This window comes from Streptomyces sp. NPDC005303 (genome assembly GCF_040607335.1).
Lineage (GTDB): Bacteria > Actinomycetota > Actinomycetes > Streptomycetales > Streptomycetaceae > Streptomyces.
Genome location: NZ_JBEXGM010000032.1, coordinates 26,193 through 44,384, shown reverse-complemented (window position 1 = coordinate 44,384; position 18,192 = coordinate 26,193). Strand labels below are relative to the sequence as shown.

Here is an 18,192-nt window from a genome sequence, read left to right as displayed (position 1 = left end):
GCTGGGATCCGCGGGTCGGCGACGGTGCGGGGAGCCCGACCGCGCACTCCCTCTCCGCCACCCCCGGCCCAGAACCCCGGACGCCGCCCGTCAGTTGTCCCGGTACGCCTCCAGCAGTCGCAGCCACACCTCGCTGATCGTCGGGAACGACGGGACCGCGTGCCACAGCCTGCTGATCGGGACCTGTCCGACGACCGCGATCGTCGCGGAGTGGATCAGTTCGCCGACGCCGGGGCCGACGAAGGTGACGCCGAGGAGGATCTCGCGTTCCAGGTCGACGACCATGCGGGCGCGGCCGCGGTAGCCGTCGCCGTAGAGGCCGGCGCCCGACACCGAGGCGAGGTCGTAGTCGACCGCGCGGACGCGGTGGCCGGCCTGCTCGGCCTCCGCCAGGGACAGGCCCACGGCGGCGGCCTCCGGGTCGGTGAAGACGACCTGGGGAACGGCGTCGTGGTCGGCGGTCGCGGCATGGGCACCCCACGGGTCCGCCTGGACCGCGGCGCCCGAGGCACGGGCGGAGATGGCGGCGCCGGCGATGCGGGCCTGGTACTTGCCCTGGTGGGTGAGGAGCGCGCGGTGGTTGACGTCGCCGACGGCGTAGAGCCAGTCGCTGCCGGTGACGCGGAGGCTGTCGTCGACCTCCAGCCAGCTGCCGGGCTCCCGGCCGATCGTGTCGAGGCCGATGTCGTCGGTGTGCGGGGCGCGTCCGGTGGCGAAGAGGATCTCGTCGGCCTCGATCCGGCCGCCGGTGCCGGTGGCGACGACGACCGTGCCGTTCTCGCGGGTGACCGACTCGACCGAGGTGCCGGTGCGGACGTCCACGCCCGCTTCGGTGAGCGCCTCGGCGACGAGTTCGCCCGCGAAGGGCTCCATGCGGTTGAGCAGACCCTTGCCGCGCACGAGAAGCGTGACCTGTGAGCCGAGGGCCTGCCAGGCCGTGGCCATCTCGGTGGCGACCACTCCCCCGCCGACCACGACGAGCCGTCCCGGTGCCGCCTTGGCGCTGGTGGCCTCGCGGCTGGTCCAGGGCTTGACCTCGTCGAGGCCCGGCAGGTCCGGCAGGACGGCGCGGGTGCCGGTGCAGACGGCGACGGCGTGCCGGGCGGTCAGCACCTTCCGTACACCGTCGGGGCCGGTGACCGTCACCGTGCGCTCTCCGCTGAGGCGGCCGTGGCCGCGGTGGAGGTCGGCGCCGATGCTCTCCAGCCAGCCGACCTGGCCGTCGTCCTTCCAGTTCGAGGTGAACCAGTCCCGGCGGGCGAGGACCGCTGCTGCGTCAAGGGGGCCCTGCACCGAGGCGCTCAGGCCCGGCAGGCGGCGCGCTTCCGCCTGCGCGATCACCGGCCGCAGCAGGGCCTTGCTGGGCACACAGGCCCAGTAGGAGCACTCCCCTCCGACCAGTTCGCTCTCCACGACCGCGGTGGAGAGGCCGGCCGCGCGGGTGCGGTCCGCCACGTTCTCCCCCACGGGTCCGGCACCGAGCACCACCACGTCGTAGGTGCTGTGGGCGATGTTTTCCGTTTCCGTCATGGGCCCAGTCTGGTGGGTGGTGTGCGCTCGGGCCACCAGGGGTACGCGCGCCGGATACCCAGAGGTGACAGCTGTGGAATACCAGGCCGACGGGCCGTGTTGTGCCGACGGCTTCGCTCCGAGACCAGGAAGAGGGATCACGTCATGAGCAGCACCGTGTTGCTGCTCGCCCTTTGGGTGCATCCTTGGAGGCATGACCGCAGTACGGCTCACCGGACGCGAGTACCTCCGCGTCAGCTTCGACCGCTCCGGTGAGGAGCGCTCCAACGACGACCAGCAGTCGGACAACACCGATCTTGCCGAAGAGCTGGGCGTCACACTCGGCGACTACTACTCCGACGTGGGCTCCAGCTCCGCCAGGGCGCGCACCAAGCGGGGCGACTTCACCCGCCTCATGGCCGACCTCACCGGCGGGACGTTCGGCGCCGACCTACTCGTGATGTGGGAGGCGTCGCGCGGCTCGCGCCAGCCTCGCGAATGGCTGGACCTGATCGACGCCTGCCGGGCGCAGAGCGTCAAGATCCTGATCACGACGCATCGGCGTACCTACGATCTGGACCAGTGGCGCGACCGGCACGCGCTCATGGAGGAGTCGCTCAAAGCCGAGGCGCACTCCGAGGAAACCTCCGAGCGCGTGATTCGCACCCTCAAGCGCAACTTCGAAAAGGGCAAGCCGCACGGACTCATCCCCTACGGCTACGCCCGTACCTATACCCAGGTGCGCAGTGCCAAGGGCCGCCTCGTCCGCCGTCCCGACAAGCAGCTCCCCGACCCCGCCGAGGCGCTCAACGTCATCGAATTGTTCACCCGTCTCGCGTCAGGTGACTCGCTGGGGGAGATCGAGCGCGACTGGAAAGAGCGGGGCATCACAACCCGCAAGGGCGCGGAGTTCTCCGTGTCGGTACTGTCCCAGACGGCGCGGCGGATCTCCTACGTCGGCAAGCGGGTGCGCATGAAGACCGTCGTCAACGAGAAAACCGGCAAGCGCAAAAACGTGGTGCTGGGCGAGACCGACGCCGCGTGGCCGGTCATCGCCGACTTCGACGGCTCGCCGATCTCGCCCGAGGAATTCGTGGAGTTGTTCCATGAGGTGCAAACCCTGCTCGGCGCCAATGGCCGCCGCACCAATCCGGGCGGCGGCGCACAGCATGTGTTCACCCTGACCGTGCGCTGCGCTGAATGCCTCGGACCGATGACGGTCACCCGACACGCCACGCCCGACGGCGGACAGGCATACACCTGCCGCAACAAGGGATGCCTTCGCGTCAATGACAAGGACGGTCTCGACGACTACCTCACCGAGATCATCCTTGCCTACCTGGCGCGCCCAGAGGTCTACGCATCCCTCGGCGACGACCGTGACAGTGACGAACTCCGCACCGTGCGTGCCCAGTTGGATGTCAAGCGCTCCGATCTGGACGCCACCCGCAGCACCGAGGCGGAGTCGCTGGCCCACGAGGCGCGGCTGGCCAAACGCGAGGACAAACTGACGGGTGAGATCCGGCAGCTTGAGGATCGCGAGCGCGCACTGACCCGCCCGAACCCGCTGGCCGAACTGTTCGAGCAGGGACCGGCCGCCACCGTGGCCCGACGCTGGGCACGCACCCCCATCCATCGCCAACGCGCCATCGCAAAGCTGCTGCTGAATCCGGAACTGCTCGGTGAGGTCCGGATCCGGCGCACCCGGGACTCCGTGTCTGCCGAGGTACGGGACCGAGTGGTTTGGCATCGGGAGTGACTCACGTCACCCAAACGACGGGCCGGTTTAGGCGCTGTAACTACGGGGGCAAGCAGCTTCTATAGGCAAGTAAATCCGCAGCGGAGATCCAGGGGACACGCGGCCACATACACAGGGAGGCCGCAAGTGTCCCCTTCCGTACATTCCGAAGTCGCCCATCACCGCGCCCGCGTGGCCGCTTTCAGCCGTAAGGACAGCGACCCCGAAAAGGCGAACAAGGCGCGCCGCGAGCTGAAGGCGGCAATCCTCGGCCGCGACATTCGCGCGTTTGTTTCCACCGCGCCGCTGCCCACCCCCGAGCAGCTCGCCGAACTGCGCGCGTTGCTCGCACCCACCGACGGAACCAAGGTTCCGCCGAGCGCCGTCGACGCGGCGTAAATCCCCTACCCAAAGGAGGTGCCGCACCGCTTCCACGAGCCGAAAGACAACATCATGAGCACAAACGAAGATCCGCGCCGGAAGGAACCCGGCGCGGACCCGAAGACGACGGCCACGACGTCTCCTCCCAGTATGGCGGACGCCACCGAGTGGGTAGCCGCGAGTATCGACGAGGTCGGCACCGACGAGACGATCCGTTTCATCGTCGCCCTGCTCGACATCGCCCCCGAGCGGCATGACGCCCTGACGGCCGCATACCAGGCGCATCCCAAAGTCCAGCGGCTGTGGAACCAATTCAGGGCCGACCACTTCATGGACTCCGAGCCGTCCGTCAGCGAGGGGTACTCGGGAGCCGCGCTCAAGAGCGAGGCCCAGAAGGTGGCCACCGCTCCCGAGGGCACGCGCAACATGACCCTGAACGAGGCCGCCTTCGCGCTCGGGACCCTCGCTGGGGCCGCCTGGACCGACCTCACGGCCGAGGCCGTGGAGGACGCGCTGACCGAGGCCGCTGCCTTGTGCGGCCTGCCACCGTGGGAGGTGGCTGCCACCATCCGGTCGGGGCTGAATGCAGGGATGCGCGAGCCCAGGTCGATGCCGGAGGGCGCCGCACCGGTCCCAGGACAGCGGCAGGCGCCGCCATCGGTGACGGTACGGCCGGGCGCTGCAGAGCGGCAGAGCGGCGAGGCGAACGCCGCCACCAGCCGCCGCACCATCTCGCTGAAGCCCGCCAGCGAAATCAAGATCCGGCCCGTCCACTGGCTGTGGAAGGACCGGCTGCCGCTCGGGTGTCTCAGTCTCGTGGCTGGACGGGAGGGCATCGGAAAGTCGACCTGTGCGTATCAAGTGGCCGCCGACATCACCACCGCCAAGCTGCCCGGCTGTTACCAGGGACAGCCGAGGGCCGTCATCGTCGCCGCCACCGAGGATTCGTGGGAACACACCATCGCGCCCCGGCTCAAGGCTGCCGGTGCCGATATGGACCGGGTCCTCCAGGTGACTGTGACGACGGCCGAGGGTGGGGACGGCTCCTTGACGCTGCCCTCCGATGTCAGTGCTCTTGGCCGTCGCATCGAGGAGAGCGGCGCCGCGCTCCTGCTCCTGGACCCGCTGATGAGCCGCCTCGACGCAAGCCTCGACAGCCACAGGGACTCCGAGGTGCGGCAGGCGCTAGAACCCATCGCGGCTCTCGCCGACCGGCACCGGATTTCGGTGCTCGGGCTGATTCACGTCAACAAGTCCACCGGCGCCGACCCGCTCACCCGGATCATGGCGTCAAGGGCGTTCGTGGCCGTCTCGCGCGCGGTGCTCTACATCATGACCGACCCGGAGAACGAGGCCGTGAGGCTCCTCGGGCAGCCCAAGAACAACCTGGGCCGGACCGACCTGCCCACGCTCACCTTCTCCATCGAGCAGGCGCACGTCGCCGACACCGACGAGGGCCCGGTGTTCACAGGCCGCCTGAAGTGGCTCGGCGAGACCGAGCGCAGCATCACCGACGCGCTCGCCGACGCGGACGGAGACCTTGACGCCCGGTCGGCCGCCGCCGAGGCCGGGGACTGGCTCGCCGACCATCTGACGCAGCACGGCGGCATCGACGACTCGGCATCCATCAAGACCGCCGCCAGGAAGGCCGGGCACTCGGAGTCGACCCTGAAGCGCGCACGACGCCGGCTGAAGATCGTCTCCACGTCCAGCGGCTTCCCCCGGCGTACCTACTGGTCGCTGCCCGGCACTCAGCCGGGAGAAAGTGCAGGTCGCACCCAGTTGGGCCAAAGCCCTGGGGAGAGTGGTCTGACTGGACTGACTGACCCAACTGGACCCACTGAGCGCCAGTCAGGCCAGACTCCGCGCGAAGCTGGCCTGACTGGGCAACTCTCTATCCCCGGCGACTGAGCCAGAGCCTCACCCCTGAGCGATCAAGGAAGAATCAAGCCCCCAACTCCCTCTGTCCCCACCGAGGCGAAGCCCCGAAGAGATCACGGAGGAGAGAGTCATGGACTACATCACCAACCGCTGCCAGATCGCCAACCGCTGCGAGGTCGACATGATCACCGGCAACCACGCCGAGGCCGCCCTGCTGGCCTACCGGCCGAGCGGGATCACGCACGCCGTGCTCGCCCTGGTCGTCCTCGCCGAGCGGCAGACCGCCGCCGCCGAACGCCAGGCCGCCGCCCTGGAAAGCCAGCACGTCGCCCGGCACCTGCGGCTGGCCGACACCGTCCCGAGGCCGCGCACGGCCCGCTGACGGCTTGGGCTAACCCCGAGACCGAAACAACCGCGATATAGGGAGAACCACAGGCCCCCTTGCAGCCACGCAAGGAGCCCGCCATGCCCACCCTCCCCCTGCGGCTGCCGGACGGCTCGCTGGTCGTACCGCCCCGCTACGCGGCCACGGTCGCAGCCGCCTGCGAAACGGCGCTTCAGCTTGACCCAAACGCGCGCAACGGGCCGGTGATCAGCGCCCGGCTCCGTGCCGTCATCAACGTCATCGCGGAAAGCGGCAATGCGGCAACCAATCCGGGCACCATTCCGGAAGACTCGAATCCGAAGTTGGGCTCGGCCGAAGCTGCGCGGGTTCTCGGGGTAAAGCCTCGCAGGGTCCGCCAGCTCGGCGAGCAAATCGGCGGACGCCAGTTGTCAAACGGTCGGTGGGAATTCGACGCCGCCAAGGTCTACGCCGAAGCGACAAGGCGAAAGGCGGCATAGGTGGAGTACAAACGAGCCTTCGACGCGCACGGCGAGGAATACGTGGGTGGCGTCGAAATCAAGTCCGAGACCACTGGCCGGATCACCGCCGTCTTCGCGACCCTTCACGTCGTCGACCATGACGGTGATGTAACTCTTCCCGGCGCCTTCACAAACGGCGCCCCGGTAATGATCTCGGACTGGAATCACACGTCCTGGCAGGGCGCGAAGCCGGTCGGCAAGGGTGTCATCTACGAAGACGGCGACGAGGCGATCCTCGAAGGCCAGTTTTTCATGAGCACCACGCACGGCCGCGACGCGTTCGAGACCGTGAAGGAACTCGGGGAGCTGGCCAGCTTCAGCTATGGGTTCGACGTGGACGACTCGGCACCGGCCCCGCGTGAAAGCACGTACGGGCGGGAGCACCGGCGCACCCTCCGGAAGATGACTGTCCACGAGGTGAGCCCCGTTCTGGTGGCAGCGGGCATCAACACGAGGCTCGTTGCAGTCAAGAGCGACCTTCAGCGAACCGCCGGCGTGCCCCTCGATCCCTCGACACGAGACGAACTCCTCCGACTTCGCACGCAGTTGATGGGCGACGAGCTCAACGAGCTGAAGCGGCTGCGGAACTCCTTCTACGGCGACCTGGAACGCGCAGCCCTCATCGAGGAGCTGAAGGGCTACGCGGTCACAGAAGGCTTCCTGACGGGCTACCGCGAGGTGAGCGGCCCGGACGTACCGGCGAAGGCCCGCGAGGCCGCCAGGGGCGCGCTCGCACGGCTGGCCGCCCCTGGTGTCACCGTGCGCTGGTTCGTCGAAGAGAACGACCCGGCGAGGGTCGAGTTCACGGACACGAAGATCGGCGGCTTCTGCCGCCCGCAGGCCGTGCCCGACCAGGTCTGGGTGCGTGCGGATCTCGGCGCCGCCAAGGCGTACGAGGTCGTGACCCACGAGATCGCCCACCTGGACGGTGCAGACGAAGAGCAGGCCCAGCTCGCAGGGCTCCGCGCCCTCTGCGAGAGGTGGGCGGTGATGAACCGCTGCACAGACTCCGTGGCCGCCGCGCTCGCGCTCGTGAAGGCCGCCATCGCCCGCGACCGCGAAGCACACGACGCCCTCATCACCATGGTCGACCCCGCCGACCTCGTACATAGGGCTGGTTGCCCTCGCCGCGCACGTCGTCGAGCAGGGGACCCACCACCCCGAAGGCTACCTTGACCGGCTCCAGAAGGGCCTCATCGCTGACGAGTTTGGGGACTGATCATGCGAACACCTGCTGAGGACAAGGGAGTTATAGCCGTGCCGAAATATCTAAGCCCGACGGAGGAAAAGCAGGCCGAACTCCTCCGGGCACTCGAACTCGACGATGGAATGAGCCAGTTGGATGGCAACACTCGCTACACGATGGGGCGGATCACTCACCTCGACACCGAGGAGACGACCAGGCTGATCTTCGTCATCGAACGCGCCAAGAACATCGCTGTCGCTAAGGCCACCGGAGGCCCATCATGAGCCGTGTAAACAGGAAGATCGAGACCTGCGACACCTGCGGGCGCGAAGTCGGCGAGCAGAGCTGCCGTCCGGTGAAGCTCGGGTGGTTCTGCCTCATGACCGGCCTTCAGCTGGACGACTCAAAGCTGATCCACCCCGCCGTCGAGATCAGTCGCGAGGAGCAGAAGGCCATCGACGCCTTCGCCCCTGCCATCGCGGCGGCCACGAAGATCACCGTGGAGGCCGAGGCGGTCTACGCCCAGGCCGAACGGCGCTACCTCGACGCGGCACGCGCCGCCATCAAGGCCGGAGTCGACGACGCCCAGACCCCCATGATCCTCTCCGAGAATCTTGGCCCCCTCGGCCGCGACGACGGCGGCGGCACACTCACCGCTGACCGTGGCTTCGTACGCAAGCCGGTCGACGCCATCAGGAGCGCGCGGACCAAGCGGGAGAACGTGACCGCCCGCGAGAGCCTCGCCGACGCGGAGGTCGGTCTGCGCAAGGCACGGTCAGCCCTCAGCCTGCTGGAGAACGACAAGGAAAGGGCCATGCGGCTGGCACGCGGCGGTATCGACTGGAGCCCTCTGGCACCCGAATCCGAGGTGCAATGAGGGGGGCGGGGGGCCGCCTAGCGATGATCAGGGCCAAATGACCCCGCCCAGTCAGCGGCTTCTCTCTCTATTTCCGCGATGCGGAAAACGATCACATGCTGTGGCCCGCGCCGGGCCTTCGACGCGACGAATCAGCCTGGCCTGGTCTCGCCGATCACGAGCTGTGCTTGTTCCTCCGGGGTGAGGGTGGGGCCGTGGGAGACGGCCACCGTGGTCATCAGTCCGGGGGTGTTGGCCTTCCGCAGGGCGGCCATCTCATCCGGGCCGCTCACCTCGAAGTTGCACAGGTAGCAGCCGAAGCCGTTCGCCGTGAACGTCGTCTCCGTGGCCGTATGGCGGACGGGCTCGAAGGTGAGGAGGCCCTGTCCGCCGCAGGCCGGGCAGTCGCCGCCCGAGGTCTTCAGTACGAGCAGGTCTCCGTCCCTGACCCCCATCGGCTTGGCGAACCACTCCTCCTTGCGGGGCTGAGGTGCCTTCAGTGCGCCTTCCTTGACCTCCGCCGGGAGACCCACGAACCGGTCGTCGAATGCGTGACGCGCCTGGGTGATCCGGAGCTGTACGTCGCGGAAGACCTGGTCCTCCTGCTCGTTCACGGCCGCCTTGACGGCTTCGGTCCACCGCTCCCAGAAGGTGTCCAGCGGCTTTCCGAGTTCGTCAAGCAGGGTCTCGATCGTTCGGGCGAGGGGAGAGATCATCCCCTTGGCCTGGGTGCTGTCAGGGGAGGCATGGGCGGCTCCGTTGCGCATCTCGATCAGCAGGTCGAGCTGGGGATCTACCTGGAGCGCGCCGATACGCCGGAGGCGAGCGACAGCGTCCTTGGCCCCGACGGTGCGGACCTTCTCCTCGTCCATCTGGAGGTGGCCTCCGAGGTACAGCAGCATGTCCGCATTGCGAATCTCGGCGATGTAGATCGGATTCTTCGAGACCAGGGTGGCCTTCGCGAGCCGCTCCACGGCGACACCGGCGTGGAGCGCGAACTCGTCATACTCCGCGCGGCCATGGTCGTCCATGGCCTTATGGGCGGCCTTCTTGGCACCCTGGAAGAAGCCCTCAAAGGAGAGCGAATCGTTCATGAACAGGACGTTAGCGGCCCTGTAATACAGATGCGACCAGATTCTTGTGGCCCGGCCTTCGCCGGGATGCCGAGGGCTCCGGCGCTTCAGCCCAGGGAGTCAAGGGCCTTGGCGATGCATGCTCTCGCCTCGCGGCCGTGGACAGCGATGCGCGACAGGTCAGCGAACGCCCTGAGGTACGTGCGGATCTCTCCGGGGGCCGTGATGTTGACCTCGGCTGTCAGCGTCTCGACTGCCACCTGGGCGTCGTCGAAGGCGTAGAAGGCTTCCAGCGGCCACACGGTGCGCCGAGCCATGAAGGGGATGATCCCGAGGGACACGTTCGGCCGCGACATGATCTCCAGCAGGTATCGGAGCTGCCGGGCCATCGCCGAATCGTCGCAGACCCGGTAGGAGAGCACTGCCTCTTCGAGCAGCAGCGCGAACCGGTGGTTGCCCTCGTGGACGACGCGGGAGCGGTTCAGCCGTGCATGGACGGCCTCGGCCACGTCGTCAGGGGTGCCCTGGAAGTCTGTGATGGACCGCAGGAGTCCTGTCGCGTACTCGCCGGTCTGGAGCATGCCGGGCACCAAGTTCGAAGCGTAGACGCGGAAGTGGGCGGTGCGCTGGTACAGCGGGAGGGTCTTCTCGTGCACGCGCCGCATGCCGTCGCGGTGGATCTGCCGCCACTGGACGTACATGGATTCGGCGGTGCGGGAGGCTGCGATCAGATCCGCTGCCTGATCCTCTGCGCTGCACGCCCGGCACCACGCCCGGATGTCGGCATCCGACGGTGCCGTCTTGGCCCGCGCGATGCGGGACGCTTTCGACTTGTGCCAGCCGCAACGCTGCGCCAGCTCATGCCCGGTCAGCCCGGCGTCCTTCCTGATCTCGTCCAGGCTGGTGGCGATGGCCGCGCGGGCAGCCTGTGCGGTGGACAGCGGTGAGGTGGGCATGAACTGGCGCACCAGGCTTCTCAGATGACGTACTTCTCGTGCGGGATACCCCGCTCCCAGACGGAGTCGAAGGCCGTCGAGCACAGTCGGGCGATCGCCGGCTCGTCCGTCTGGTCGGTGTGGACCCAACGCCCTTCGCCGTCAAAGACGTTGAACTGGACGATGCGGTCGTCGAAGAGCCAGAAGTCGTTCCCCGGAAGGGCGAGATCGGAAGCCTGTCGCCTCGGCAGCCAGCGGATCTCTTCGCCTGCGGCGATGTTTGTGAACGTGAACGCGTGCTCGTACCTGATGTACTCGCTATGTGGCTCGCCGACGATGCGGGCGCGGCGCATCACGACACCCTTGGCGGTGACCTCCTGGACGAGGTCGAGCCACGGCCGCCACCACGACTCGCGGTCGTCCGGGTCGAGCCGGTGGCCGCGCTTCCATGCCTCGAACCCTTCGTCCTCGTTCGAGACCGCGTACACGTCCCGCATCTCAAGGTGTACGGCGGAGTGCTCCACAGACCGGATCAGGTCGGCAAAGCTACTGAGGCTCTGCGCCATCAAGTGCCTCCCTCAGCAGCGGGATCATGCGCTGCGGCAGTCGGATCACGCTCTCATGTTCCGGGAGTGGGCTGTCCTGGACGGTCCGAGCGACCGTCTCGGCGTCGGCTGTGGTGCCCTGGATAACGAGATCATTCGTGACTTCGTCCACCCACACCGCCGGGCAGCCGTGATCTCCGGACTCTGGATCTTTCCCGACGAACCGTAGTTGCATCGCCCCTCCCGATGTCGAGCCGGTTGCTTCCGGTGGCACCAGAGCCTCACGGTGCCGTGACCAGGGCGTCAAGGCCGTGACGGGCCGCGTGCAACCGCGTGCAACTTCGTGGACCCCACCGTTCCCAACTTCCTACGGTCGTAACCGGAGTCACGAAGAGCGGGGAGCGCCCATGGCCACGAAGCACAAGACGACACAGGAACGCCCCATCGAACTCCCAGTGGGGCTCAACGCCTGGTTGCTGGACTGCGCACCCGCGCCCGGCTGCAAGACGTGCCAGGTCAATTGGAGACACCTCAACGCCGCCAAGGATGACGGGAACATCGTCCAGGCTTCGCGCCACGCAACCTTGATCCGCGACCACGCCTCCGGGGTCCACTGATGGCTATGGACATGCAGACCTACCGGGACGGCCGTAGAGCGGCCAGCAACGCCGCGGAGGCCATCAGGGCTGCGCTGGCTGGTCTCGGCCTTCCCGAGAGCGTGTGGGGCAGCGTCCGCCCGATGGTGACTCACAGCGGGAAGCCGTACGTCCACCTGGGCATGGTGCGCGCCGACGTGGCGGAGAAGATGGCCGAGGCGTTGCAGGCTGCGGTGGAGCGCCGTTGAGTAGGGCCCCCGGCCTGCCCGCGTGGTGGTTGCCGCGCGGGCGGCTCGTGCGCTGGGTCGGGCAGCTAGAAGGAGTTGATCCTTCAGGGAACCCTACTTCTGTCCAGCTTTGGAATGAGCATTAGGAAGGCCGAGGTCGCTAATTTTGAGAGGCTCTCGGGGCTGGGCTGGTTCGAGCACACCCCTGAGCCGGTATCCCAGTACATCTGCGACATCTGCAAGCCGAGCCAACGTGGCCCGCTCATACCCCCCGGCCTCGTCTCGCTGTACCGACTGCTCCTGCTTGTCCAGGTGTCGAGCAAGCTCAGCCTGGCTCCAGCCCCTCGCGATTCGCGCCTTGATGAGCGCATTGGCGAGGTCTGAAACACTCGAGACGGTGAAGATCGTTTCTTCGCCCTTTACGACCTTCTTGTACTCGGCGATCTCCAGTTCCATTTCCTCGACGAGGTCACGGAGGACGTCCGCCTCGATACCCTCGGAGTCCTTGGCGGACTTCTGGGCATCGACAAGCTTCTCCTCCATCAGCTGCAGCTGGCGATCAGTGCTGATCAAGGTAGGTCTCCTGTACTAGTAGGAGCATCCCCTTAGGGACACCGTCCCTATCGGAGCTCATGAAGTCTTTGATGGTTTGGTGGTGGCTGGTTCGGCCGTGGTAGGCGTAGGACGGATACGCCCAGAGGTCGATGCCACCGCGCTGCTTCAAGTGCCCTCGCTGATGGGGGCTGAGTAGTCCCCACTGTGCGATATCGGCACCTGGTGGCGGAACGAAAATCACGTCGATGTCAGAGGGGCGGTGTTTGCTTGTGGCAAACGATCCGTTTAGCCAGATGGTCTCCACCTTGAGACTCTCCAGCCCGTCCCGCACCACTTTGAAGTTGGCGAGCAGCTCTCGGCGTGCTTCATTCCAGCCGAACCGGTCATAGAGTTCCTGCCAAGTGACCTCATGATCACCTGCAGGAAGGTACCCGTGATCTGTGAAGCTCGGTACTGGCATCAGCCTACCCCAACATATATGTTGTGTCGAGTGGTGCTACTGAAGATGTCCGCTCTTGATCGCCTTCAGTGCAAGACCGTACGACAGGCCCATAAATGGGGCATTTCGGGTCATCGTTTCATAGTCTGATCGAGGGGCTCTGCAGGCCCGCGAGTGTCTCTGAACCACGATCCTGGCTGGTGGTACTGGACACAATCAGGACACCAGACACCGAGCAACGACCGTAAGTGACCAGAACCAACGATGACCCAAATATGCAGGTCAGAGGCGATCTGGTGGAATCCTCGCAGGCTGGACCCAATCACCGATTAAGTACTGGTCCTACTGGCCGCCCAGGGGTGAGGCAATGAGGTCCCCTTGACTACGTGGGCGATCCCACGGGCACGGAATAGCCCGAGGCGGCGCGGTGCTGTGGCTGTGTGGGGCTGCTGCGGCTGGGTAGGTGCCCGCCACCGCTGGGTAGGTGCCCGCCACCGGCGAGGCCCTGCAAGGCCGTGAGAGCGCGATACAGAAGGAGACCCAAACAGTGACCAGCACCGTGGAGCTCACCAAGGAGAACTTCGACCAGATGGTCACGGACAACGAGTTCGTCCTGATCGATTTCTGGGCGTCCTGGTGCGGTCCTTGCCGCCAGTTCGCGCCGGTCTACGAGAAGGCCGCCGAGGACAACCCCGACCTGGTGTTCGGCAAGGTGGACACCGAGGCGCAGCCGGAGCTGGCCGCGGCCTTCGGTATCCAGTCGATCCCGACGCTGATGATCGTCCGCGACCAGGTCGCGGTGTTCGCCCAGCCGGGCGCGCTGCCCGAGTCCGCCCTGACGGACGTCATCGGGCAGGCCCGCAAGCTGGACATGGACGAGGTCCGCAAGTCCGTGGCAGCGCAGCAGGCCCAGGCCGAGCAGAACGGCGAGTAGCCCCTAGAAGGGGTACGTCGCCACGTCCGCGCGTACCGTCGTCCAGCGCACGTCGGTGAAGGCCTCCACATTGGCCTCGCCGCCGAAGCGGGCGCCGGTGCCGGACGCGGCGATACCGCCGAAGGGCGCCACCGCCTCGTCGTTCACGGTCTGGTCGTTGATGTGCACGATTCCGGTCGGGATCCGCTCCGCCAGGTCGAGACCGCGGGCCGCGTCCCCGGTGACGATGCCGAGGGAGAGGCCGTACGGCCCCGCGGCGGCCAGCGCGGCGGCCTCGTCGACGGTGCTGAAGGACCGTACGGGCGCGACGGGGCCGAAGACCTCCTCCGCGTAGGCGGGCGTGCTGTCGTCGAGGCCCGCGAGGACCGTCGGGCGGTAGAAGAGCCTCTCGTGGGTACCGCCGGCGGCCAGCTTGGCGCCCTGCGCGGTACTGGCCTCGACCAGGCCGCGCACCTTGGCGAGCTGGTTGTCGTCGATGATCGGGCCGAGGTGGACCTGCTCCGTGTGGGGGTCGCCGACGGCGAGCGAGTCGGCCTTGGCGGCCAGGCGCTCGACATACTCCGCGTACAGCGACTCGTGGACCAGGTGGCGTCCCGTCGTCATGCAGATCTGGCCCTGGTGGAAGAAGGATCCCCAGGCCGCCGTCGAGATCACGGCCTCGATGTCGGCGTCCTCCAGGACGATCAGGGCGGAGTTGCCGCCGAGTTCCAGGTGGGCGCGCTTGAGGTGGCGTCCGGCCGCCTCCCCCACGGCACGGCCCGCCGCGGTCGAGCCGGTGAAGGAGATGACGGGGACGCGCGGGTCGGCGACCAGGGCCTGGCCGACGTCCGGGCCGCCGGGCAGGACATGGAACAGGCCCTCGGGCAGCCCGGCCTCGGCGAACACGGCGGCGAGCGAGAGGCCGCCGCAGACCGCGGTGCGCGGGTCCGGCTTGAGGATCACCGCGTTGCCTAGGGCGAGTGCCGGGGCGACGGAGCGGATCGAGAGGATCAGCGGGGCGTTGAAGGGCGCGATGACGCCCACGACGCCGACCGGGACGCGGCGCGTGTAGGACAGCCGGGGCGCCTCGCTGGGCAGCACCTGGCCCGCGGGGCGGGAGGCGAGGGCGGCGGCCTCGTAGCACTCCTGGGCGGCCACGTGCAGTTCGAAGTCGGCCTTGCCGGGGATCGACCCGGACTCGCGGACGAGCCATCCGCGCAGTTCGTCGGCGTGCGCGGCGAACAGGTCGCCGGCCTTGCGCAGCACCCCGGCGCGGACGAAGTGCGGGAGCCGGGCCCACTCGCTCTGGGCGGCGCGGGCGGCCTCGGCGGAGCGCTCGACGTCCTCGCCGCCGGCGAGGGTGACGGTGGCGAGGGTGTCGCCGGTGGCGGGTTCGGTGACCGCGTACTCAGGTCCCGACAGGGGGTGGGGCTGCCAGTTCTTGGGGTCGAGCAACGACATGACGGCTCTCCGTTCGATCACCGGTGGACTCACACGGGGAGCGGTAGTCCCGTGTAGTTCGCGGCCAGTTCGGCGGCCGCGTGGCGGGATGCGGTGATACGGCGCAGCCGTGCGAGCTGCATCCGGCTCTCGAACGCATCCCCATTTGGTTGAGCATGCAACATCCTAGTCATGTCGTCCGAGAACCGCGTGGCCTGCCACACACGAGAAAGACACAACTCTGAATATCTGTCGATCAATTGTGTCGATCCCGTACGGCACAGATCGGTCAGGGCACGGGCAAGGACGGACACGTCCGACACGGCGAGGTTGAGCCCCTTCGCCCCGGTCGGCGGCACGATGTGCGCGGCGTCCCCCGCGAGCAGGAGGCGGCCGTGGCGCATCGGTTCGTGGACGTGACTGCGCATGGACGTCACGGACTTGGCGGTGACGGGCCCCCTGGCGAGGGTCCAGTCGGCGTCGATCGCGAAGCGCGCGGCGAGCTCGTCCCAGATCCGCTCGTCGGACCAGTCGTCCGGGTCGGTACCGTTGGGGACCTGGAGGTAGAGCCGGGACACCGAGGGTGAGCGCATGCTGTGCAGGGCGAAGCCGCGCTCCCCGCGGGCGTAGACCAACTCCTCGCAGGACGGGGCGACATCGGCGAGGATCCCGAGCCAGGAGTACGGATACTCGTGCTCGTACGTCCGGCTCGTCGCCGTCGGGAAGGCCCCGCGCGAGATGCCGTGGAAGCCGTCGCAGCCCGCGACCCAGTCGCAGGTCAGCGTCTGTTCGCGGCCCTCGTGCCGGAACCGCACGAGGGGGGCGTCGCTCTCCGGCTTCTCGACCGCCAGGGCCTCCGCATCGAACAACAGCGGTGGGCCCTCGGCCAGTTGGAGGGCGACGAGGTCCTTCACGATCTCGGTCTGGGCGTAGACGGTGACCGTACGGCCGCCGGTGAGGACGGGGAAGTCGAGATGGTGCCGCTCCCCCGCGAACCGCAGCTCGATGCCCTGGTGGACGAGCCCCTCGGCGTCCAGCCGCCCGGCGGCGCCGCATGCGCGCAGGGCGTCGACCGTGCCCTGCTCCAGCATCCCGGCGCGCTGACGGTGCTCGACGTACTCCCGCGTCCTGCTCTCCAGGACCACGCAGTCGATGCCGGCCAGGTGCAGCAGGCGGGCGAGGAGCAGTCCTGCGGGGCCGCCGCCGATGATCCCGACCGTGGTGCGCATGGCAGGCCTCCCTGCGTCAGCTGGAGTCGCGGTGGACCACCGCGGCACCCAGCACCGTGTGCGTCTCGGTCGCGGCGCCCGGTTCGCGCACCGCGCGGTCGACCAGTTCGGCGAGGTCACGGCCGGACGGGAGCTCGAGGTGGACCGTGCTCAGCCGCGGCCGCAGCAACCGGCCGAGGAGCAGGTCGTCGGCGCCGATCACCGCCGTGTCCTCCGGGATGCGGATGCCCTCGTCCTGGAGGGCCCGCATTAACAGCATCGCGTATTCGTCGTTGTACGCGAACGCGGCGTCCAGACCGAGCTCCCGCCAGCGGGCGGCGAGCTTGACCGCGGACTGCTCCTCGAAGGCGAGGGGCAGCTCCGTCAGGGTGGCGTCCGTGCCGTGCAGAGCTCTCCGCACCCCGGCCAGGCGGGGCAGCGAGAAGGCCTCCAGACCGGCCTCCTCAGGCACCACGACGCCGATCCGGCGCCGGCCGCGGGCGTACAGGTGGGCGGCGGCGCCGTGGCCGACGCCCGCGTGGTCCATGAGCAGGGCGTGGGCCCCCTCGACCACCTCGGGACCGAGGGTGACCACCGCTCGGGCACCGGAGCGCCGGAGCAGGGCCACACCCTGCGGGCCGAGTCCCGCGCCGGGCACCAGGACGGCGACCGGGCGCAGCTCGGCCCAGGCGCGGGCCGCCTCGTCGCCCTGGAGGCCGACGCTGCCGTACTGCACGACGGTGTAGTCCAACCGGCCCAGGGCCCACTGGAGTTCACTGATGAACTGGCTGTAGAGCGGACCGACCGGGATGGACGGGGCGGGCATGAGGACCATCCGGCTGTGGCCGGCGCGCAGGCTGCGGGCGGCCGCGTGCGGGACGTATCCGAGTTCCTTGGCGGCGTCGTGGACGCGGCGGCGCGTGGGCTCGCTGATCCGGACGGCGCTGGTGTTGTTGAGGACGTAGGAGACGGTCGCTCGTGAGACGCCGGCCAGGCGGGCCACGTCGGCGCTCGTGGGAACCGGGCGCGTCGCCGGGGAAACGGGCGCGGGCATTTTCGGTATCTGCACCATGACGGTCGTCATCTTTGCAGAACCTGTGAAGGCGCCCACATGTGGGGTTGCCGCTTCGCTCAGCGCAGTGGATCGGTGCCGGTCACCCGGGTGACGAGGTCGTTCCAGCCGGTTTCCAGGCGCCCCAGCGGCATTCCGCACTGCCGGGTGAGGTGGTGGATGAGGGCCGGGTCGAGGTACGCCATCAGCGTCTGGGCCAGGAGTTCGCAGTCGGCGTCCGGGAGGATCTGCCGCAGCAGCATGGCGGTGTGGATGTGCAGCGCGCGGGCCGAGGGGTGGGAGTGGCGGCGGGTCGGCTCCGACTGCGCGGCCAGCAGCAGGTCCAGCTGTTCGGCGGAGCGGTACAGCACGGCCACGCCGAGCGCCCGCAGCCGGTCCACCGGCGGGGCGCCGGGGCCCAGCGGCGGGGGGCCGCCGAGGAAGTCCGCCTGGAGCGTGTGCGCGGAGTGGTCCAGGAGCGCCAAGAGCAGTCCGGTGCGGTCGCCGAAACGCCGGAAGACCGTGCCCTTGCCGACGCCGGCCGCCGTGGCCACCGCCTCCATGGTGACTCCGGCCACGCCGTGCTCCGCGATCAGCCGGGTCGCGGCCTCCAGGAGGCGGGCGCGGTTGCGGGCCGCGTCGGCGCGGAGGCAGGGCTCGCCGGGGGCGGAGCCGACCTCCAGAAGCTGGGTCGTGTCGAAGGGCTCCTGAGGCTTCGGGAACGGCGGCAGGGTCGCGGACATGAAGCCAGCGTAAAGCATCGGGAAGAAAACTGGACCTCGGTCCGTTTAGGAT

General features: G+C 68.3%; 21 protein-coding genes. 11 read left to right on the top strand and 10 right to left on the bottom strand.

Going from position 1 to position 18,192, the window contains the following annotated elements; translation table 11 throughout:
- Nucleotides 1–90: 90 nt before the first annotated feature.
- The gene (locus tag ABZT93_RS32485) at nt 91–1,530 is read right to left on the bottom strand and encodes an NAD(P)/FAD-dependent oxidoreductase (RefSeq protein ID WP_356111415.1); all 1,440 of its coding nucleotides are present in this window, start codon (nt 1,528–1,530) and stop codon (nt 91–93) included.
- 193 nt (nt 1,531–1,723) lie between these two features.
- On the opposite strand from ABZT93_RS32485, the gene ABZT93_RS32480 reads away from it, so the two are divergent.
- From ABZT93_RS32480 to ABZT93_RS32445, 8 genes are all read left to right on the top strand, one after another.
- The gene (locus ABZT93_RS32480) at nt 1,724–3,268 is read left to right on the top strand and encodes a recombinase family protein (protein ID WP_356111413.1); all 1,545 of its coding nucleotides are present in this window, start codon (nt 1,724–1,726) and stop codon (nt 3,266–3,268) included.
- Between the two features lie 126 nt (nt 3,269–3,394).
- Nucleotides 3,395–3,646 (top strand): hypothetical protein, encoded by a 252-nt coding sequence (locus ABZT93_RS32475; RefSeq protein ID WP_356111412.1) that lies wholly within the window; start codon nt 3,395–3,397, stop codon nt 3,644–3,646.
- Nucleotides 3,647–3,700: 54 nt separating this feature from the next.
- Nucleotides 3,701–5,539 carry an AAA family ATPase gene (locus tag ABZT93_RS32470; RefSeq protein WP_356111410.1) on the top strand — a complete coding sequence of 613 codons (1,839 nt, stop codon included), beginning with the start codon at nt 3,701–3,703 and terminating at the stop codon, nt 5,537–5,539.
- Nucleotides 5,540–5,639: 100 nt separating this feature from the next.
- Nucleotides 5,640–5,891 carry a hypothetical protein gene (locus ABZT93_RS32465; RefSeq protein ID WP_356111408.1) on the top strand — a complete coding sequence of 84 codons (252 nt, stop codon included), beginning with the start codon at nt 5,640–5,642 and terminating at the stop codon, nt 5,889–5,891.
- Between the two features lie 83 nt (nt 5,892–5,974).
- On the top strand, nt 5,975–6,352 hold the full coding sequence (locus ABZT93_RS32460; protein ID WP_356111406.1) for a hypothetical protein: 378 nt from the start codon (nt 5,975–5,977) through the stop codon (nt 6,350–6,352).
- Entirely contained in the window at nt 6,353–7,549 is a 1,197-nt protein-coding gene (locus ABZT93_RS32455; protein WP_356111404.1) for an HK97 family phage prohead protease, read from the top strand.
- Between the two features lie 45 nt (nt 7,550–7,594).
- On the top strand, nt 7,595–7,843 hold the full coding sequence (locus tag ABZT93_RS32450; RefSeq protein ID WP_356111402.1) for a hypothetical protein: 249 nt from the start codon (nt 7,595–7,597) through the stop codon (nt 7,841–7,843).
- Nucleotides 7,840–8,436, top strand: coding sequence for a hypothetical protein (locus ABZT93_RS32445; protein ID WP_356111401.1), 597 nt, complete (start codon nt 7,840–7,842; stop codon nt 8,434–8,436). Before ABZT93_RS32450 ends, ABZT93_RS32445 begins: the two co-directional genes overlap by 4 nt.
- A gap of 131 nt (nt 8,437–8,567) precedes the next feature.
- Here ABZT93_RS32445 and ABZT93_RS32440 read toward each other — a convergent pair whose 3' ends face one another.
- From ABZT93_RS32440 to ABZT93_RS32430, 3 genes are all read right to left on the bottom strand, one after another.
- Entirely contained in the window at nt 8,568–9,509 is a 942-nt protein-coding gene (locus ABZT93_RS32440) for a hypothetical protein (RefSeq protein WP_356111399.1), read from the bottom strand.
- An 86-nt stretch (nt 9,510–9,595) separates the two neighbouring features.
- Entirely contained in the window at nt 9,596–10,444 is an 849-nt protein-coding gene (locus ABZT93_RS32435; protein ID WP_356111397.1) for a helix-turn-helix transcriptional regulator, read from the bottom strand.
- A 20-nt stretch (nt 10,445–10,464) separates the two neighbouring features.
- Entirely contained in the window at nt 10,465–10,989 is a 525-nt protein-coding gene (locus tag ABZT93_RS32430; protein WP_356111396.1) for a DUF6879 family protein, read from the bottom strand.
- Between the two features lie 386 nt (nt 10,990–11,375).
- On the opposite strand from ABZT93_RS32430, the gene ABZT93_RS32425 reads away from it, so the two are divergent.
- On the top strand, nt 11,376–11,585 hold the full coding sequence (locus tag ABZT93_RS32425) for a hypothetical protein (protein ID WP_356111394.1): 210 nt from the start codon (nt 11,376–11,378) through the stop codon (nt 11,583–11,585).
- Between the two features lie 5 nt (nt 11,586–11,590).
- Nucleotides 11,591–11,812, top strand: a complete 222-nt coding sequence (locus tag ABZT93_RS32420) for a hypothetical protein (RefSeq protein ID WP_356111393.1) — start codon at nt 11,591–11,593, stop codon at nt 11,810–11,812.
- A 93-nt stretch (nt 11,813–11,905) separates the two neighbouring features.
- Here the strand turns inward: ABZT93_RS32420 and ABZT93_RS32415 are convergent, their stop codons facing one another.
- Nucleotides 11,906–12,364 (bottom strand): helix-turn-helix transcriptional regulator, encoded by a 459-nt coding sequence (locus tag ABZT93_RS32415; protein WP_356111391.1) that lies wholly within the window; start codon nt 12,362–12,364, stop codon nt 11,906–11,908.
- Nucleotides 12,351–12,806, bottom strand: a complete 456-nt coding sequence (locus ABZT93_RS32410) for a hypothetical protein (protein ID WP_356111389.1) — start codon at nt 12,804–12,806, stop codon at nt 12,351–12,353. Before ABZT93_RS32410 ends, ABZT93_RS32415 begins: the two co-directional genes overlap by 14 nt.
- 484 nt (nt 12,807–13,290) lie before the next feature.
- Between ABZT93_RS32410 and trxA the strand changes: the two genes are divergently transcribed.
- On the top strand, nt 13,291–13,719 hold the full coding sequence (trxA, locus tag ABZT93_RS32405; protein WP_356111507.1) for a thioredoxin: 429 nt from the start codon (nt 13,291–13,293) through the stop codon (nt 13,717–13,719).
- Nucleotides 13,720–13,722: 3 nt separating this feature from the next.
- Here trxA and ABZT93_RS32400 read toward each other — a convergent pair whose 3' ends face one another.
- The 4 genes from ABZT93_RS32400 to ABZT93_RS32385 are packed head-to-tail and all read right to left on the bottom strand — an operon-like array spanning nt 13,723 to nt 18,158.
- Nucleotides 13,723–15,159: an aldehyde dehydrogenase family protein gene (locus tag ABZT93_RS32400; RefSeq protein ID WP_356111387.1), complete on the bottom strand. Its 1,437-nt coding sequence runs from the start codon at nt 15,157–15,159 to the stop codon at nt 13,723–13,725.
- Between the two features lie 29 nt (nt 15,160–15,188).
- The gene (locus tag ABZT93_RS32395) at nt 15,189–16,367 is read right to left on the bottom strand and encodes a 4-hydroxybenzoate 3-monooxygenase (RefSeq protein WP_356111385.1); all 1,179 of its coding nucleotides are present in this window, start codon (nt 16,365–16,367) and stop codon (nt 15,189–15,191) included.
- 16 nt (nt 16,368–16,383) lie between these two features.
- Nucleotides 16,384–17,418: a LacI family DNA-binding transcriptional regulator gene (locus ABZT93_RS32390; protein ID WP_356111505.1), complete on the bottom strand. Its 1,035-nt coding sequence runs from the start codon at nt 17,416–17,418 to the stop codon at nt 16,384–16,386.
- A 59-nt stretch (nt 17,419–17,477) separates the two neighbouring features.
- Nucleotides 17,478–18,158, bottom strand: coding sequence for a TetR/AcrR family transcriptional regulator (locus tag ABZT93_RS32385; RefSeq protein WP_356111383.1), 681 nt, complete (start codon nt 18,156–18,158; stop codon nt 17,478–17,480).
- Nucleotides 18,159–18,192 lie beyond the last annotated feature (34 nt).

What these genes read in the sequence shown, in the direction of transcription:
- ABZT93_RS32420 (WP_356111393.1), top strand. Translation starts at nt 11,591, where the DNA reads ATGGACATGCAGACCTACCGGGACGGCCGTAGAGCGGCCAGCAACGCC.
- ABZT93_RS32465 (WP_356111408.1), top strand. Translation starts at nt 5,640, where the DNA reads ATGGACTACATCACCAACCGCTGCCAGATCGCCAACCGCTGCGAGGTC.
- ABZT93_RS32410 (WP_356111389.1), bottom strand. Translation starts at nt 12,806, where the DNA reads ATGCCAGTACCGAGCTTCACAGATCACGGGTACCTTCCTGCAGGTGAT.
- ABZT93_RS32390 (WP_356111505.1), bottom strand. Translation starts at nt 17,418, where the DNA reads ATGGTGCAGATACCGAAAATGCCCGCGCCCGTTTCCCCGGCGACGCGC.
- ABZT93_RS32460 (WP_356111406.1), top strand. Translation starts at nt 5,975, where the DNA reads ATGCCCACCCTCCCCCTGCGGCTGCCGGACGGCTCGCTGGTCGTACCG.
- ABZT93_RS32440 (WP_356111399.1), bottom strand. Translation starts at nt 9,509, where the DNA reads ATGAACGATTCGCTCTCCTTTGAGGGCTTCTTCCAGGGTGCCAAGAAG.
- ABZT93_RS32485 (WP_356111415.1), bottom strand. Translation starts at nt 1,530, where the DNA reads ATGACGGAAACGGAAAACATCGCCCACAGCACCTACGACGTGGTGGTG.
- ABZT93_RS32450 (WP_356111402.1), top strand. Translation starts at nt 7,595, where the DNA reads ATGCGAACACCTGCTGAGGACAAGGGAGTTATAGCCGTGCCGAAATAT.
- ABZT93_RS32425 (WP_356111394.1), top strand. Translation starts at nt 11,376, where the DNA reads ATGGCCACGAAGCACAAGACGACACAGGAACGCCCCATCGAACTCCCA.
- ABZT93_RS32385 (WP_356111383.1), bottom strand. Translation starts at nt 18,158, where the DNA reads ATGCTTTACGCTGGCTTCATGTCCGCGACCCTGCCGCCGTTCCCGAAG.
- ABZT93_RS32400 (WP_356111387.1), bottom strand. Translation starts at nt 15,159, where the DNA reads ATGTCGTTGCTCGACCCCAAGAACTGGCAGCCCCACCCCCTGTCGGGA.
- ABZT93_RS32395 (WP_356111385.1), bottom strand. Translation starts at nt 16,367, where the DNA reads ATGCGCACCACGGTCGGGATCATCGGCGGCGGCCCCGCAGGACTGCTC.
- ABZT93_RS32480 (WP_356111413.1), top strand. Translation starts at nt 1,724, where the DNA reads ATGACCGCAGTACGGCTCACCGGACGCGAGTACCTCCGCGTCAGCTTC.
- ABZT93_RS32470 (WP_356111410.1), top strand. Translation starts at nt 3,701, where the DNA reads ATGAGCACAAACGAAGATCCGCGCCGGAAGGAACCCGGCGCGGACCCG.
- ABZT93_RS32445 (WP_356111401.1), top strand. Translation starts at nt 7,840, where the DNA reads ATGAGCCGTGTAAACAGGAAGATCGAGACCTGCGACACCTGCGGGCGC.
- ABZT93_RS32435 (WP_356111397.1), bottom strand. Translation starts at nt 10,444, where the DNA reads ATGCCCACCTCACCGCTGTCCACCGCACAGGCTGCCCGCGCGGCCATC.
- ABZT93_RS32430 (WP_356111396.1), bottom strand. Translation starts at nt 10,989, where the DNA reads ATGGCGCAGAGCCTCAGTAGCTTTGCCGACCTGATCCGGTCTGTGGAG.